Here is a 14,512-nt window from a genome sequence, read left to right as displayed (position 1 = left end):
ACCTTTGGAGCTCGTGCGTGCCACCTGCGCGCGGCGGGCGGCCCACCGGTCGTGAGGACCGGTGGGCCGCCCGGGGCCGTCGTGCGCGATGGCCGGCAGGGACCGTGCTCCGGTCGATGCGTCAGCGGATGTACGCGACGCGGCTGCTCCGCGGCCGAAGCGGAGGGTCTCGCCCGGCGCCAGTCGGAGCTTTTCGCACGGGGCCATACCCGGACCCGGCACCACGATGATCGTGTACATGAGTCGTCCCCTTCCCCCAGGGTTCCGCCGTGAGGGTAAGGAACGCCGATAGACGTTCGCATGACACCCAGACCGGGACGGAAAGGCCGAAGGCCGTGAACCCCGCAGGTGCGGTGGTCACGGCCTTCGGAGCGGCAGCGGGGCGGGACTTACGCGCGCTGACGGTTGAACCAGGCCGCACCGTCGGCCTTGCCGACGAAGACGGCGATGAGGATCGCCAGCACGGTGTGCACCAGGCCGACGAGGATGAACGGGTAGATACCGAGCACCGCGGTGATGATGCCGAACACCAGGGCGGTGATGCGGATGCCGTTGCCGCCGCTACCGAACTTGGCGCCGAGGACGATGGCGAGCACACCCCAGGCCAGGATGAGCAGCGTGATGAACCACACCGCGCCGACGGACCACTCGGCGAACTGCTGGAACTGAAGGTCGTCCTTGAGGGTCGGGTCGTCCTTCGCCTTGCTGAGGCCCATGGCGAACAGCGCGGCGAAGACCACGCCGATCATCTGGAAGCCGCCGATGATGAACAGCATCACGCGGGCCGCCTTGACACCGCCCGGCATCTCCTGCGGACCGGCCGGGTAGCCGCCGCCGTAGGGCTGGACGGGCGGGGCCTGCGGGTAGCCGTAGCCGGGCTGACCACCCTGGGGCTGGCCGTAACCGGGCTGCTGGGGCTGGCCCTGCGGCTGGCCGTAGGGGTTGTTCTGGTCGCCGAAGCTCATGGCGGGTTTCCTCCGTTGAAATGCGGGGACGACGCGGTCCGAGCGGAGGAACTGCATGGTTATTTGCTGATTTGCCCCCCGGCACTGCCCGCGGCACTGCGCGCCTCATCGTCGTCTGCGTACCGACTTCTTGTCCAGCCGGTATCCCCAGGTGTTGTGCAAGTGCAACCTGCCGGCCATCCGGTGGTCGAGACGTGGGCCGCCCGGATTGGAACCGCGACGGGTGCATCCGTGAAGATGGGGGTATGACTGCCCAGATTCTCGATGGCAAGGCCACCGCAGCCGCGATCAAGTCCGATCTGACCGTCCGCGTGGCGGCCCTCAAGGAGCGGGGTGTCACACCTGGCCTCGGGACCCTGCTCGTCGGGGACGACCCGGGGAGCCGCTGGTACGTCAACGGCAAGCACCGCGACTGCGCGCAGGTCGGCATCTCGTCGATCCAGCGCGAACTGCCCGACACCGCCACCCAGGAGGAGATCGAGGCGGTCGTACGGGAGCTCAACGAGAACCCGGAGTGCACCGGCTACATCGTCCAACTGCCCCTGCCCAAGGGCATCGACGCCAACCGGGTGCTGGAGCTGATGGACCCGGCCAAGGACGCGGACGGGCTGCACCCGATGAGCCTCGGCCGGCTGGTGCTGGGCATCGAGGGGCCGCTGCCGTGCACCCCGTACGGCATCATCCAGCTGCTGCGCCACCACGGCGTGGAGATCAAGGGCGCGAACGTCGTGGTCGTCGGGCGCGGCATCACCATCGGTCGGCCGATGCCGCTGGTGCTGACCCGTAAGTCCGAGAACGCGACGGTGACGCAGTGCCACACCGGCACGCGTGACCTCTCCGCCCATCTGCGCCAGGCCGACATCATCGTCGCGGCCGCCGGTGTGCCGCACCTGATCCGGCCCGAGGACGTCAAGCCGGGCGCGGCCGTGCTCGACGTCGGCGTGAGCCGCGACGAGAACGGCAAGATCGTCGGCGACGTCCACCCGGACGTCGCGGAGGTGGCCGGCTGGGTCGCCCCGAACCCGGGCGGTGTCGGCCCGATGACGCGGGCGCAACTGCTGGTGAACGTGGTGGAGGCGGCCGAGCGCGCGGCGTCGGCGTCGGCCGGGTCTGCGGTCTGACGGGTGGGTGATCCCATGGAGGTACGCACGGGCGACGGCGGCGGCGCACACGGAGCCGGTGACGGGGACCGGGCCGGGGCCGAGCCGGACGAGGCCGCTGTCGGCGCGACCGCCGACCCGGCCGCCGACGAGCCGCGTGAGGCGGAAGACGATCCGACCGCCCGCCCCGCCGGGTCCCGGCGGCCGCCCGCCGTCACGCGTGACACCGCGCGCCCCGAGGGCGGCGGGCGCGCCGCGTCCGGGGACGCTCCCGCACCCGCCCGCCAGTGGCCTCTGCTGAGCGTGTTGTCGCTGGTCGGCGTCGGTCTGGTGTTCATCGGCGCCGACGCGTTCGCCGAAGCGGTCCGGATCGGCACGATCCTGATCGGCGCCGGTCTGCTCCTCGGCGCCGTGCTGCGCCGCGTCACCCCGTCCGTGGGCATGCTCGCCGTACGCTCCCGGTTCACGGACATGATCACGTACGGCCTCCTCGGCACGGTGATCGTCCTGCTGGCGCTGGTGGCGCAGCCGAAGCCGTGGATCGACGTGCCGTTCCTGGAGAACGCGGTTCATTTCACGGTGCGTTAGCGCTCCGGCCCGACCAAGGGCCCCGTACCACGCCGACGGCGCCCGTCCTCTCCCCCGAGGGAGGACGGGCGCCGCCGTGGATCCAAGAGTCATGCACCCGCCAAGACCGTTCAAGGTACGACTGTGGCCTGTGGCACGGAAGTGACCATTCCGCCACGGTGTGATCGTCGTGCTACGGATGCGAGACTGGGCCCCGCACCCGGCGGCCATCGGGTGCGCGGGGGTATATAAAGCTCATTCGGGGGACAAGGGGGAAGTACCGATGCCTCGTTGGAAGGACCTGCCCGAGGGGCTCGACCCGGAGGTGCGCGAGTTCATGGGCCAGCTCCGTGGGCTCGTGGACCGCAGCGGACTGAGCATCGCGGCCGTCTCGGACCGCACCGGGTACAGCAAGACGTCCTGGGAGCGTTATCTCAACGGGCGGCTGCTCGCGCCCAAGGGCGCGGTCGTCGCGCTCGCCGAGGTGACCGGGACGAACACCGTCCATGTGACGACCATGTGGGAGCTCGCGGAGCGCGCCTGGGGCCGCGCCGAGATGCGGCACGACATGACGATGGAAGCGATACGGATATCCCAGGCGCGGGAGGCGCTCGGCGGCGACGGCGCACCGTCGGGAGCGCCCGGCGCTGGACGGTCCTCGGCCGGCCCCGGCTCCGGCCCTGCGGGCGGCTCGGCCGGTCCCGGCCCCGCCGCCGTCACCTGGCCGCACGTCACCGAATCGCCGTACGGGTCCGGCGCGTACGCCCCCGCCCCCGGCACGTACGTCCCGGCGCCCGCTCCCGGCACGTACGCCCCCGCGCCCACTCCGGCTCCCGGCGCGGGTGCGCCCCGCCCGCCGCACCAGGGCGGCGGGTCCGGGCACCCCGGCACCCCCGCCGGCCCGGTCAGGCCCCGCCGCAAGACCCCCTTCGTCGTCGCCGCCGTGGTGAGCGTGCTCATCGTGGGCGCCGGCGGCTGGTTCCTCGTCAACGGCGGCGGCGGTGACGGCCGCCAGGACCGGGCCACGCCGACCCCGTCCGCCGCGCCGACCACCAGCAGCCCGAAGCTCCCCGCCGGCGTGAAGTGCCACGGCGACGCGTGCGACGGCAAGGACCCGGAGACCATGGGCTGCGGCGGCGAGTACGCCACCACGGTCTCCACGGCCACCGTGGGCGGCGCCGTGATCGAGGTCCGCCACAGCGAGGTGTGCGGCGCGGGGTGGGCCCGTATCACCCAGGCCGTGCCCGGTGACGAGGTCCGCATCGCCGTCGGCGGCAAGGCCCGGCAGTCGGCTCTGGTCAACGACGACGACGCGTACACCCCGATGGCGGCCGTACCGGACCCGGCCGACGCGAAGGCGTGCACCACGCTCAAGACCGGGGCGGAGGGCTGCACTTCCGGGCAGTGACGCGCCCCCGGGACACGCCGGGGTGAGACGCGCCACAAGGGGGTGAGGATTGGCCCGGGCGCGTGTCGGATAGCCTGACCGCTGGAAATCTCTTCACGTCAAGATTCAGCCCGGGCGTGGACGAGAGGTCCCGCACGAGGGGCAGTGCCCCCACCCGCCAGCTGTCTTACGGAGATCGCCATGACCCGCACTCCCGTCAACGTCACCGTGACCGGCGCGGCCGGCCAGATCGGCTACGCGCTGCTCTTCCGCATCGCATCCGGCCACCTGCTCGGCGCGGATGTGCCGGTCAAGCTGCGCCTGCTCGAGATTCCGCAGGGCCTCAAGGCCGCGGAGGGCACCGCGATGGAGCTCGACGACTGCGCCTTCCCGCTGCTCAAGGGCATCGAGATCACCGACGACCCGAACGTCGGCTTCGACGGCGCCAACGTCGCGCTGCTCGTCGGCGCCCGCCCCCGCACCAAGGGCATGGAGCGCGGCGACCTGCTCTCCGCCAACGGCGGCATCTTCAAGCCGCAGGGCAAGGCCATCAACGACAACGCCGCGGACGACATCCGCGTCCTGGTCGTCGGCAACCCGGCCAACACCAACGCCCTGATCGCCCAGGCCGCGGCCCCGGACGTACCGGCCGAGCGCTTCACCGCCATGACCCGCCTCGACCACAACCGCGCGATCTCGCAGCTGGCCGCCAAGACCGGCGCCGCCGTCTCCGACATCAAGCGCCTCACCATCTGGGGCAACCACTCGGCGACCCAGTACCCGGACATCTTCCACGCGGAGATCGCCGGCAAGAACGCCGCCGAGGTCGTCAACGACGAGGCGTGGCTGGCCGACACCTTCATCCCGACCGTCGCCAAGCGCGGCGCGGCGATCATCGAGGCCCGCGGCGCGTCCTCCGCGGCCTCCGCGGCCAACGCCGCGATCGACCACGTCCACACCTGGGTCAACGGCACCGCCGAGGGCGACTGGACCTCCATGGGCATCCCGTCGGACGGCTCCTACGGCGTCCCGGAGGGCCTGATCTCCTCCTTCCCGGTCACCTGCAAGGACGGCAAGTACGAGATCGTCCAGGGCCTGGACATCAACGAGTTCTCCCGCACGCGCATCGACGCGTCCGTCCAGGAACTCGCCGAGGAGCGCGCCGCGGTCCGCGAGCTCGGCCTCATCTGACCCGACCGCACCAGCGGTTCCCCCGCCCCCGGCGGCTTCGGCCGCCGGGGGCGTTCGTGCGCCTCGGGGCCTCTTCGCCCGTTCGAGTGACACCTGATCGACAGCGACGCGCGCCGACACCACATGCACTTCTGTGAGAGCAGCGAACGTGCTCAGGGAGGGACGGCTGTGCTGGAGCCGGCGAAGTTGTACACCATCGAGCTCGAACCAGAAGTACGGTCCTGGCTGGAGATGCTGCCGACCGCGGACCACCGTGCCGTCGAACGGTTCGCCGACAGACTGGCCGAGGACGGGCCCCTGCTGCCCTTTCCTTTGTCCAGTCACCTCGGCGACGGACTGCGGGACTGCGCATCGGAGCCTTTCGCGTGACGTACTGGTGCGCGCCGGCACGGCGCATCGTTCTGTTGACCGCATTCCGGAAGAGGAAGATGCGGCAGACTGAAGAGGTGCGCTGAGGGCACAGCGGGCGCGTAAGGCATGTGAAGCGGAGCATCCGCCGGCGGATGAGCCCCACGTCTACAGCAGGGCCGAGGAGGCCTGATGAGCAGGGGATATCACACGAAGTGGAACGTCCCGTCCGAACACCGGGAGGACCCGGCCTATGTGGCCGCGGGGCGGCGTATGGACTTTGCACAGGCCGTGTACGAGCGGCGCTCGGCGCTCGGCTGGACCGCTGAGGAACTGGCAGGCCGCGCGGGGATGCGGGAAGCCGACATCGAGCAGATCGAGGAGAGCGGGACCGACCCGACCCGTGAGCTCATCGAACGACTCGCCACGGCACTCGACGCCGGTGCCCGGATCGACCCCCGGGCGACCCCCGTGTTCGTCTTCGAGGGCCACGTCGCCTGACCGGCTCGCCGACGCCCGGGCCCGGGGCGCGTCCAGCAGACCCCGCCCCCGGCGGCTTCGGCCACCGAGGGCGGGCGCGTGTCGGGCGAGAGCCCGGCAATCCGCCCGGACCCGGAGCACGCGCCGCCGGGATCGTCCCGTTCGCGTCCGCTCATCGGCGATCGGGGGCCGCCGACGGGTCCGGTCGCATCCAGTGGCCGTCGGTGGCCCATCCGAGGAACCGCCGCGCCCGGCCATCGTCGGCTGTGCCGTCGGCGGAGAAGTGCCCGCCCGCGGCAGCCAGTCGCAGCCCTGCCAGCGCCGGGCCGAGGCGGGCGGTGACGTGCGCCGGGTGGCGGATCATGTCCGCTTCCAGATGGTCGAGCACATGGGACTGCCGGTCGGCGGTGCACAGGGACAGATGGAAGAGCATCTGCCGCCACGCGTACGCCGCGTCCTTGATCGTGCCCAGCGGACGCGGGTTGTTGTGCACCCGAGCGGTCAGCCGGCACACCGAGGCGAAGCAGCGAAGGGCCAGTTCGTCCCAGCCCGCATCCGGTGCGACACCGACCCGGTGGACCAGGGTGGCGAGATTGTGGGTGGTGAGGATCTGCGACTGTTCGATGATCCTGCCGTTCGCCGCGACGGAGAAGGACCCGGCGCCGCCGGCTCGCTCCGTGCACAGCCTCGCGAAGCCGGGAGACGTCCGGGCACCGTACGAGCGGCTCAGCGATTCGCCGATCTCGGCGACGGCCATGTTGCGGACGGCGGTGTAGTCGATCCCGTAGTAGCGCTCGTACAGAGTGCCGCGCAACAGCTCGGCGGCGTCCCGGGCCGCGTGCAGGAACTTGGGGCTGAAGGTCCCCATGAAGATGTCCGCGGCCAGTTCCTCGACCAGTGGCGCGCGCACGTCCGCCTGGCGGGCCAGCACGCCGAACTCCCGGACGAGCGGGTTCGGCAGGACCGTGGCGGGAAACGCCTGCACGCTCAGTCCGGCGAGCCGGCGGAGCGCCACCAGGGCGGCCTCCTCGGTCGCCGCGCCGCCTTCACGGTGCACGGCGGCCGCCCGCACCCAGGGCAGCTCCTCCACCCGCACCTGCTGCTGCAGATTCAGCAGCAGCAGCGAGCGGCGGTTGCGGAACGCGCGGTAGTTCGACGCCATCAACGTGCGCAGCGGTTCGTCCCGGTAGCTCTGCGCCGTGGTCGCGGCGACCAGTTGCGGTACGAGTTCCGCCAGAACCTCGGCCGACGGTACGACGCCCCGCTCCACCAGGGTGCCGATCGGTGCGCTCAGCGCGGCCTCGACGACCTGCCGGATCGCCGGCGGCACCGCTGCCCCGGCGGGTACCCCTGTCTCACGGTGCTCCTGCTCGGTGACCGGAGCGACGAGCGGGGACACACGAGCCGCGCCGGCCCCCTGGGGCAGGACCGAGAGGCGGCCCGACACCACCTGGGCCACGGCCTGGTGGGAAGGGAGCGCGGCCTGGCGCGCCTGCTCCTGGCGCAGCGCGGTGTGGCGGCCGGAACCCGGCAGGCCGCGCTTGCGGACCATGGAGGTGACGGCGTGCCGCAGCAGCCCCAGCCGGCGGGCGTCCAACGTGCGTCCGGCCACGGTCTCCTCGAGTGCGACGCGCAGCAGACCCAGGTTTTCCTTGGGATCGCGGTGCTTCCCGCACAGGACGTGCTCTGCCGCCAGCACGTGGTAGCGGCGCAGCAGGGCCTCCCCACGGGCGTGCCAGTCGTGACCGGGCGCGCGGTCGAACGTCCCGTCCGGTCCGGCGGTCTCCAGCCAGTGGGCGAGCAGTTCGTCGGAGAACGGCTGCCAGACGGTGAGTGCCTCCCGCTGTGTCTCCACGGCCCGGTTGGGCCCGCGCCGGGCCAGCGTCTCTGCGGCCTCCGCGACGGTGCGGCGGTGGACGGCCATGACGTCCGGGGCGGGGGAGACGGTGGGCCGGGGCGTGAAGCGCAGCCGGTCCGCGAACGGACGCAGCTCCTCGACGAGTTCGACCGCGGCCCGTATCTCTTCGGCGCGCACCAGCCAGGCCACCGTCAGCAGGGCGGCCTCCTCGGGAACGGCCACCTCGTAGCGGCCGCTGTCCAGCAGCTCCCACAGGCCCGCCAGACCGGTTTCGGTGAGACCGTGGGCGAACAGGGCCGCACGGTTCTCCGGCACACCCGCACGGCGCGCGGCGTCGGTCTCGTACGGCAGGAGCGGGCCGCCGGCGCTCGGACTGCCGGTGGCGAAACCGCCGCGGACGACGTCGAGGGTGACCCAGGCGGGCAGCCCCGCCACCGGACTGCGCGAACCGATGCGCAGCCGCCCGTCGGCCATTCCGGACAGCACGGCACGCCAGCGCCGTCCCCGGTCCTCGGCATTCAGGCGTGTCGCGGCGTCCTCGTGCGTCACCGCGGTGGTGAACGCCTTGGCCAACTGCCCCCAGGCGTAGGACGGCGATGCCGTGACCGGCTGCTGCTGCTCAGCGTTCTCGTTCATAAGCCGACGTGGCGGGTCCCGCCCCCGCGCCCTCCGGGTCCCGAGCCCGGCGCTCTGCTGCTGAGCTACACGTCGATGGCCTCGAACACTAGCCACGCGACAGGACGCCGGACAACGCGGTTTTCCCAGCCGTGAAGCCGGCGCCGCTGGTGGCTCAGCCCGTGACCACGACCGCCGTCGCCACCGTGACCGCGACCATCGCCGCCTGCATGTTGCGGATCGCCTCACGGATGCTGTCGCCCGCCCACTGGCCGTCGGCGATCTCCGTCATCCGCGGCGCGAGCTGCTTGCGCGGCACGTCGGGGAAGGCGAGGCGGTGCAGCTTGGCCGAGTGGATCAGGGCCACCAGGCCCGCCGTACGGTCGTCCGGGGCGGCGTCGTGCAGGACGACGGCGGCCAGGCGCTCGCGCAGTTCGCGCTCGGTGGAGCCGTCCGCCTCCGGGTAGCGCTTCACCGGGAACAGGCCCAGCACCCTGCGCTGCTCCTCGGCCACGAGGCCGCGCTCGCGCAGGCTGTCGATCGTGGCGCCGACGGCCTTGGAGTGGTCCTTCGTCAGCCAGTCGGTGACCTTCCGCGGCTTGCTGCTGCGGGCGGCCCAGGCGGTGAGCTGCTCCAGGCGGCCGTCGAGGAGCGGGGTGCCGGTGGGCGTGGCGTCCGTGATCCTGATCCGCTCGCCGTTCACCGAGACGCGCCCCGCCATGACGAGATCGAGCAGAATCCCGCCCGCCACGGCCCACCCGGCCGATTGCCGGTCCTTCGCCGCCCCGGACTCGTCGTCCAGCGACAGCAGCATGATCTCCTCGGCCAGCGTGACCGCCATGCGTCTTCCCCCTCGGTCGGTTGGTTCCTGATCAGTGGGACGAGCGGGCGGCATCCCCAGTTCCCTCGCGCGAGTTTCCCGCGGCCGAGGGGCGCAGCGGACCGGCTGCAGGCGCGGTCCCCTGCGAGAGCCCAGGCGGCCTGGACACACGACAGTCCCCGGTGGTCCGCATCGATTTCCGTACGCGCCAGTCGTCGCTGACCGCAGGTCTCTCGAGCGGCCCGCCGGGGGCCTGGCCAGAGCCGTGGGACTGGGTCACGCGGGTCGGTGGACGTCTCCTCCGACGGGTGCGGCTCTCTCCGGTCATCTGGTGTAAAGACCAGTCTCCTCCCGATATGTCCGGAGTCAAGGGGATGGAGTGGCTGAAAATCCAGACCTGGGCGGAAGCGGTGCGGCGGCAGTCGTCAGGGCTTGCCGATGTCGACCACCCACACCCCGGTTCCGTCGTAGGCCTCGGGTGCCGTGCTGAGTACCTGGCCGTCGACGGCGCCCGACACGGCGGCGTGCACCGCGTGGGCGTGGCGCCAGTCGATGCCCGAGGCCACGACCTGCTCGACGGCGGTGGACGCGGCGAAGTCCAGCGGGTCGAACTCGAGGCCGGGCAGCGCCCCGACGTGGGCCGCGACGCCGGGCAGTTCCAGGCTCGCCGAGACCAGGCAGAGCGCGGGGACATGGGCGCGCTGTGCGGGGTCGGGCGCTTCGACGACGGCGAGGCCGGAGAGGAAGCGGTGCCCTCTGCGCAGGGCGAGAACCGCGGTGTGATCAAGGATGATCACCTGCGCCTCCCGACGCGGCCGGCCGCGATGTCCGCCCGCCACAGCTGGGCGCGCTGCACGTCGTCGTCAGTGAGATCCCGGCACAGGTTCGCGCGGACATGGGCCAGCCCCCGCGCGGTGCGTTCCGTGCGCTCGGCCTCCGTCGCCGTCTCGGCGGCCAGACGCTCGACGAGGTTGCGGACACTGGTGCCACGTTCTTCGGCCAGCGTCCGCAGTCGGTCGCGGACCTCGTCGCTGATCTTGATCGTCGTGTCTGCCATGACGTGAGAATACATTTGAATACCTCAGCCCGTGGTGGGGCGGCAGCCGCGGCAGTGTCCGGGGATCGTCGATCTGAACGGGCGGCCGCAGTCCTCGCACTCCTGGAGCGGGACGACGCCGACCGGCACGGCGGGCGGCGGCAGCTCGGGTGGCAGCCAGTGTTCGAGGCGGTACGCGAGCAGCCGGGACGGCCGGTGCAGGGTGCCCGCGGGCAGTGCGGCGGCGAGCGTACGGGCGATGTGCGGCCCGGGTGCGTCACGGTCCAGCCACCTCGTGACGGCCGGGACGAGGTCGGCGATGTCCCGTACGGAGAGCGTCAGGCGGGGATCGAGGGACCGCAGCCCGGCGAGGAGCTGTGCGGCGGGCCGGTGGAGCAGTTCGGAGAGGCCCGGCAGGTCGGGGGGCGGCAGGTGGGCTCGGGGCGGGGGCGCTTGGCCCGGGCACCCTCGGGCGTGAGGAACCCCGCCCCCGCATCCCCGGACCACGCACACGATGCGTGCCACCGGACGCGGAGCGAACGCGGGCGACCAGGACGCCCAACACCGTTCGGGATGTCCGCAGCGACCAGGAACGGGTCCAAGACCCACTCCTGCTCACTGAATAGGAACGGTCTATCTGTTCGGCGTCATGTGCGTCATCCGTCTGGAGAACGCGTACTACACGTGCGGGCCGCAGCGGTACGGGTCCTCCTGGCCGGTGGGCGGGCCGAACCTCGAGAACATGCGAGACAGCCTCTTCCCGGTGAGTTCGGTCTGCCGCTGGTCGGACGGGTACGCGTACGACTTCGTGCCGGCCTTCGTGAACCCCGCGATCTTCACGCTGCTGTCCCTCGCGGCGGGCGCGGCCGTCCGCCACGGCCGGAGGGCGCAGGCACCGGCGCCGTAGGCGCCGGACCGGTCGAGGAGGAGCGCCAACTCCGTCCCGGTGATCGGACCGGGGTGGCCCCGGATCGGCTCAGAGTCGTACGGAGAGGTTCCCCACGGTGGCCGTTATGGTCAGCTCGCCACCGATCGCATGGAGGTATGCGGCCATGGTCGCGGTGTCCAGGCGGGCCGTGCCCCGCTCGATCTGACTGACACGTCCTTGGGTGACCCCCATTGCCGCGGCGACTTGAGTCTGTGTGAAGCCCTGGGCCTTGCGGAGAGTGGCAAGCTCGTGTCCGCGCTCCGCGTCGATCATTTCCGCCTTGATGGCGTCGATGCGCTCGCGCTTCTCTGGGGTGATGTCAGCCGTCAGGTCGGCCATGGTGCCGAAATTCATCTGCCCTGCCCTTCCTTCTTCTCCTGCTCCAGTGCCTCGAGGTAGGCAGCGTACTTGTCGTCCGCTTCCTTGATCGCCCTTGGATACCAGGCGGCCCATTGCCTTCCTGTCGCCTTGTTGCCCGCCACAAGGAAGACGGCCCGCCGTTCGGGATCGAAGACGAACAGCATGCGAATGCTTACCGCGCCTCCGTTGCGTGGACGTAACTCCCGCATGTTCCGGTAGCGGCTCTTCTCGATGGCGCCGACTGTCGGACGACGGAGCGCCGGGCCCACTTCCTGAAGCCGTTCCAGGGCCGCTATGACATGCAGATGGCTATCGGGGTCCTCTTTGGCGAGCGTCTTGATCCAGTCCAGCACATCTCCGAAGAAGCGCAGCTCATAGGGTTCAGCCACATCAGGAAAATTAGCAGGAACTAATATTCCTGGCAAGTGGGATGTGCTGCCCTCTGCCCCGTCGCTCCCCGGGGAGGCTCAGTGCCCGACCGGCTGATCCCCGCCCGGCGCCCCCGTGTTGACGTGGACCGAGGCGATGCGGTCGAGGTCGTCGAAGAGTACCTCGACCGTGCCGCCGTCCGGGAGGCCCGCGCTCAGGCGGTCGGCGGCGGTACGCCGCGGGAGGTCGTGGTGGTCGAAGTAGCCGGTGACGGTGCGGCGGGCCGAGCCGGCGATCAGGCTGGTGCCGGTGAGCAGGACGCGGGGCAGGGTGATGGCGTCCGGTTCGGCGCGGGGGACCCGCGGGTCGTCGGGGACCAGGTACGCGCGGCCGTCGGCGCTGGCCTGGACGCCGATGTAGCCGGGGGCGCCGAGCACGCCCATCGCCGTGAAGGCGAGGGTCTCGACGGCGCGGCGGGGGTCGTCGTGGCCGGCGAGGGGGACGAGTTCCTCGGTGAACTCGGGCAGGCCGTGGGCCTGGCCGTACGCGCGGAGCCGTTCTGCCGCCGCGGCGACCGGTGTGCCGCCGAAGCCGGGGTTGGCCCAGGCCCACAGCCATGAGTGCTCATTGACGTCGTAGCTGCCGAGGAGCGAGACCGTCAGCTCGCGCCCGGACTGCCGGTACACGCACTGCTCGAGGTCGGCGCTCCACTCGCCCGCGGGCATGAAGGCGTTGAACGTCTCGAGCTGTTCCGCACCCCAGGCGGCGTGCTGCTCGGTGAGGTGGCGGAAGGGGTCGCTGAAGGTCGTGGCCATGGGCCGACCCTATGGGGGCACGGCGCGCGTCGTCCGGACGCTTCGCGGAGCCGCGTCCGTGAGCCGGGTCACTTTCCGTGAGTCGTTGCGCATGGTTTCGGCCGTGGGGGGCAGGCGGCCAGATCGCTGGGTCGGACGACCGGTGGAACAAAGCGGAAAACGAAGGGCAAAAGGCGACGTGTCGGCAGTGCAGAGGACCATCCATGTGGGCGGAGAGTGGCGGACAGCCGTTTCCGGCGCCACGCGCGAGATCATCGACCCCGTCGACGCGACCGCATTCGCCGTCGTCGCGGAGGGTGGCCTCGCGGACACGGACGCCGCCGTCGCCGCCGCGCGTGACGCGTTCGACAACGGGCCGTGGCCGCGGACCCCGGTCGCCGAGCGCGCGGCACTGCTGCGCCGGGTCGCCGCGCTCCTCGAGCGGGACCGGGAGAAGATCGGCGCCCTGGAGAGCCAGGACGCCGGCAAGACCCTCGAAGAGGGCCGCGTGGACGTGGACTGCGTGCGCGACGCCTTCGTCTACTTCGCGGACCTCGTCATGAACGAGAGCGGCGGACGCGTCGTCGACGCCGGCTCCGACGACGTCCACAGCGTGGTGGTACACGAACCACTCGGTGTGTGCGCCCTCATCACGCCGTGGAACTACCCACTCCTCCAAGCGAGTTGGAAGATTGCCCCGGCTCTCGCCGCGGGCAATACTTTTGTGGTCAAGCCCAGCGAGATCACCCCGCTGACCACCGTCGCGCTGATCGGCCTGCTGGCCGAGGCCGGACTGCCCGCCGGTGTCGCCAACATCGTCACCGGCGCCGGCGACCCCGTCGGCGCCCGGCTGGCCGACCACCCCGACGTGGACATGGTGTCCTTCACCGGGGGGCTCGCCAGCGGTACGAAGGTCGCCCACGCCGCCGCGGAGGGCGTCAAGAAGGTCGCCCTGGAGCTCGGCGGCAAGAACCCGAACGTGGTCTTCGCCGACGCCTGCACCACCCCCGAGGGCTTCGACACCGCCGTCGACCAGGCGCTCAACGCCGCCTTCATCCACAGCGGGCAGGTCTGCTCCGCCGGATCGCGGCTCATCGTCGAGGAGTCGCTCCGCGAGCGCTTCGTCGCCGAGATCGCCCGCAGGGCCGAGAAGATCCGCCTCGGCCGCGGCACCGACGAGGGCGTCGAGTGCGGCCCGCTCGTCTCCGCGCAGCAGCTCGCCAAGACCGAGGACTTCGTCGCCTCCGCCCTCGCGGAAGGCGCCGTCCTGCGGGCCGGCGGCGAAAAGCCCGACGGCCCCGGCTACTTCTACCGGCCCACCGTCCTCGACCACTGCCACCGCTCCATGCGCGTGATCCGCGAGGAGATCTTCGGCCCGATCCTCACCGTCGAGACCTTCCGTACCGAGGAAGAGGCCCTGGCGCTCGCCAACGACACCGAGTACGGCCTCGCCGGCGCCGTCTGGACGGCCGACGCCGGACGGGCCCGGCGGATGGCCCGCCTGATGCGCCACGGCACCGTCTGGATCAACGACTTCCACCCCTATCTGCCGCAGGCGGAGTGGGGCGGCTTCGGCAAGTCCGGCATCGGACGCGAGCTGGGGCCCACCGGACTCGCCGAGTACCGCGAGGCGAAGCACATCTATCAGAACCTCGCCCCGCGCCCCGTGCGCTGGTTCGCGGGCTGAGCCAAGG

At 71.5% G+C, this 14,512-nt stretch carries 17 protein-coding genes, 1 tRNA gene and 1 pseudogene; 9 read left to right on the top strand and 10 right to left on the bottom strand.

The features are described 5' to 3' along the window. Positions 1-389 precede the first annotated feature (389 nt). Positions 390-965, bottom strand: coding sequence for a hypothetical protein (locus tag ACWD01_RS12250; RefSeq protein ID WP_451160814.1), 576 nt, complete (start codon positions 963-965; stop codon positions 390-392). Between the two features lie 245 nt (positions 966-1,210). Between ACWD01_RS12250 and ACWD01_RS12245 the strand changes: the two genes are divergently transcribed. The 6 genes from ACWD01_RS12245 to ACWD01_RS12220 all read left to right on the top strand — a co-directional run bounded on the left by ACWD01_RS12245 (position 1,211) and on the right by ACWD01_RS12220 (position 6,059). Beyond that, complete coding sequence (locus tag ACWD01_RS12245) at positions 1,211-2,086, top strand: bifunctional methylenetetrahydrofolate dehydrogenase/methenyltetrahydrofolate cyclohydrolase (protein WP_451160812.1); 876 nt, start codon at positions 1,211-1,213, stop codon at positions 2,084-2,086. A gap of 15 nt (positions 2,087-2,101) precedes the next feature. Then, complete coding sequence (locus ACWD01_RS12240) at positions 2,102-2,653, top strand: DUF3017 domain-containing protein (protein WP_451160810.1); 552 nt, start codon at positions 2,102-2,104, stop codon at positions 2,651-2,653. 262 nt (positions 2,654-2,915) lie between these two features. Beyond that, complete coding sequence (locus tag ACWD01_RS12235) at positions 2,916-4,040, top strand: DUF2690 domain-containing protein (protein WP_451160808.1); 1,125 nt, start codon at positions 2,916-2,918, stop codon at positions 4,038-4,040. A gap of 180 nt (positions 4,041-4,220) precedes the next feature. Beyond that, a complete protein-coding gene (locus tag ACWD01_RS12230) occupies positions 4,221-5,210 on the top strand; it encodes a malate dehydrogenase (RefSeq protein ID WP_451160806.1) in 990 nt (329 codons plus the stop codon). A gap of 168 nt (positions 5,211-5,378) precedes the next feature. Then, positions 5,379-5,579 (top strand): hypothetical protein, encoded by a 201-nt coding sequence (locus tag ACWD01_RS12225; RefSeq protein WP_451160804.1) that lies wholly within the window; start codon positions 5,379-5,381, stop codon positions 5,577-5,579. 171 nt (positions 5,580-5,750) lie between these two features. Beyond that, complete coding sequence (locus ACWD01_RS12220) at positions 5,751-6,059, top strand: helix-turn-helix domain-containing protein (RefSeq protein WP_451160802.1); 309 nt, start codon at positions 5,751-5,753, stop codon at positions 6,057-6,059. 151 nt (positions 6,060-6,210) lie between these two features. On the opposite strand, the gene ACWD01_RS12215 is transcribed toward ACWD01_RS12220, so the two are convergent. The 6 genes from ACWD01_RS12215 to ACWD01_RS12190 all read right to left on the bottom strand — a co-directional run bounded on the left by ACWD01_RS12215 (position 6,211) and on the right by ACWD01_RS12190 (position 10,892). Then, on the bottom strand, positions 6,211-8,532 hold the full coding sequence (locus ACWD01_RS12215; protein WP_451160800.1) for a hypothetical protein: 2,322 nt from the start codon (positions 8,530-8,532) through the stop codon (positions 6,211-6,213). A gap of 3 nt (positions 8,533-8,535) precedes the next feature. Then, a tRNA-Pro gene (locus ACWD01_RS12210) sits at positions 8,536-8,607 on the bottom strand. Between the two features lie 79 nt (positions 8,608-8,686). Continuing rightward, the gene (locus tag ACWD01_RS12205) at positions 8,687-9,352 is read right to left on the bottom strand and encodes a GOLPH3/VPS74 family protein (RefSeq protein ID WP_451160798.1); all 666 of its coding nucleotides are present in this window, start codon (positions 9,350-9,352) and stop codon (positions 8,687-8,689) included. A gap of 404 nt (positions 9,353-9,756) precedes the next feature. Continuing rightward, a complete protein-coding gene (locus ACWD01_RS12200; protein ID WP_451160796.1) occupies positions 9,757-10,128 on the bottom strand; it encodes a hypothetical protein in 372 nt (123 codons plus the stop codon). Next, positions 10,125-10,388, bottom strand: a complete 264-nt coding sequence (locus tag ACWD01_RS12195; protein ID WP_451160794.1) for a hypothetical protein — start codon at positions 10,386-10,388, stop codon at positions 10,125-10,127. Before ACWD01_RS12195 ends, ACWD01_RS12200 begins: the two co-directional genes overlap by 4 nt. 24 nt (positions 10,389-10,412) lie before the next feature. After that, positions 10,413-10,892 carry a hypothetical protein gene (locus tag ACWD01_RS12190; protein ID WP_451161128.1) on the bottom strand — a complete coding sequence of 160 codons (480 nt, stop codon included), beginning with the start codon at positions 10,890-10,892 and terminating at the stop codon, positions 10,413-10,415. Between ACWD01_RS12190 and ACWD01_RS12185 the strand changes: the two are divergent. Together ACWD01_RS12185 and ACWD01_RS12180 are read left to right on the top strand one after the other, a co-directional pair. After that, positions 10,826-10,993 (top strand): annotated as a pseudogene (locus ACWD01_RS12185) (IS200/IS605 family accessory protein TnpB-related protein); the annotation flags it as partial. The gene ACWD01_RS12190 and the pseudogene ACWD01_RS12185 overlap by 67 nt on opposite strands. 23 nt (positions 10,994-11,016) lie before the next feature. Next, on the top strand, positions 11,017-11,274 hold the full coding sequence (locus tag ACWD01_RS12180; protein ID WP_451160792.1) for a hypothetical protein: 258 nt from the start codon (positions 11,017-11,019) through the stop codon (positions 11,272-11,274). A 69-nt stretch (positions 11,275-11,343) separates the two neighbouring features. Here the strand turns inward: ACWD01_RS12180 and ACWD01_RS12175 are convergent, their stop codons facing one another. From ACWD01_RS12175 to ACWD01_RS12165, 3 genes are all read right to left on the bottom strand, one after another. Continuing rightward, complete coding sequence (locus ACWD01_RS12175) at positions 11,344-11,649, bottom strand: helix-turn-helix domain-containing protein (RefSeq protein WP_451160790.1); 306 nt, start codon at positions 11,647-11,649, stop codon at positions 11,344-11,346. Next, entirely contained in the window at positions 11,646-12,044 is a 399-nt protein-coding gene (locus tag ACWD01_RS12170) for a type II toxin-antitoxin system RelE/ParE family toxin (RefSeq protein WP_451160788.1), read from the bottom strand. Before ACWD01_RS12170 ends, ACWD01_RS12175 begins: the two co-directional genes overlap by 4 nt. Before the next feature lie 78 nt (positions 12,045-12,122). After that, entirely contained in the window at positions 12,123-12,839 is a 717-nt protein-coding gene (locus ACWD01_RS12165) for a DUF6882 domain-containing protein (protein ID WP_451160786.1), read from the bottom strand. Between the two features lie 178 nt (positions 12,840-13,017). Between ACWD01_RS12165 and ACWD01_RS12160 the strand changes: the two genes are divergently transcribed. Beyond that, on the top strand, positions 13,018-14,505 hold the full coding sequence (locus ACWD01_RS12160; RefSeq protein WP_451160784.1) for an aldehyde dehydrogenase family protein: 1,488 nt from the start codon (positions 13,018-13,020) through the stop codon (positions 14,503-14,505). The last annotated feature ends 7 nt before the right edge of the window (positions 14,506-14,512 follow it).

The sequence above is a fragment of the Streptomyces sp. NPDC002835 genome, assembly GCF_053591995.1.
This window is presented reverse-complemented; position numbering and strand designations above follow the sequence as displayed.

Coding starts and splice junctions, on each gene's coding strand:
- ACWD01_RS12250 (WP_451160814.1), bottom strand. CDS start 965: ATGAGCTTCGGCGACCAGAACAACCCCTACGGCCAGCCGCAGGGCCAG.
- ACWD01_RS12195 (WP_451160794.1), bottom strand. CDS start 10,388: ATGGCAGACACGACGATCAAGATCAGCGACGAGGTCCGCGACCGACTG.
- ACWD01_RS12220 (WP_451160802.1), top strand. CDS start 5,751: ATGAGCAGGGGATATCACACGAAGTGGAACGTCCCGTCCGAACACCGG.
- ACWD01_RS12245 (WP_451160812.1), top strand. CDS start 1,211: ATGACTGCCCAGATTCTCGATGGCAAGGCCACCGCAGCCGCGATCAAG.
- ACWD01_RS12235 (WP_451160808.1), top strand. CDS start 2,916: ATGCCTCGTTGGAAGGACCTGCCCGAGGGGCTCGACCCGGAGGTGCGC.
- ACWD01_RS12205 (WP_451160798.1), bottom strand. CDS start 9,352: ATGGCGGTCACGCTGGCCGAGGAGATCATGCTGCTGTCGCTGGACGAC.
- ACWD01_RS12180 (WP_451160792.1), top strand. CDS start 11,017: ATGTGCGTCATCCGTCTGGAGAACGCGTACTACACGTGCGGGCCGCAG.
- ACWD01_RS12240 (WP_451160810.1), top strand. CDS start 2,102: ATGGAGGTACGCACGGGCGACGGCGGCGGCGCACACGGAGCCGGTGAC.
- ACWD01_RS12230 (WP_451160806.1), top strand. CDS start 4,221: ATGACCCGCACTCCCGTCAACGTCACCGTGACCGGCGCGGCCGGCCAG.
- ACWD01_RS12175 (WP_451160790.1), bottom strand. CDS start 11,649: ATGAATTTCGGCACCATGGCCGACCTGACGGCTGACATCACCCCAGAG.
- ACWD01_RS12215 (WP_451160800.1), bottom strand. CDS start 8,532: ATGAACGAGAACGCTGAGCAGCAGCAGCCGGTCACGGCATCGCCGTCC.
- ACWD01_RS12165 (WP_451160786.1), bottom strand. CDS start 12,839: ATGGCCACGACCTTCAGCGACCCCTTCCGCCACCTCACCGAGCAGCAC.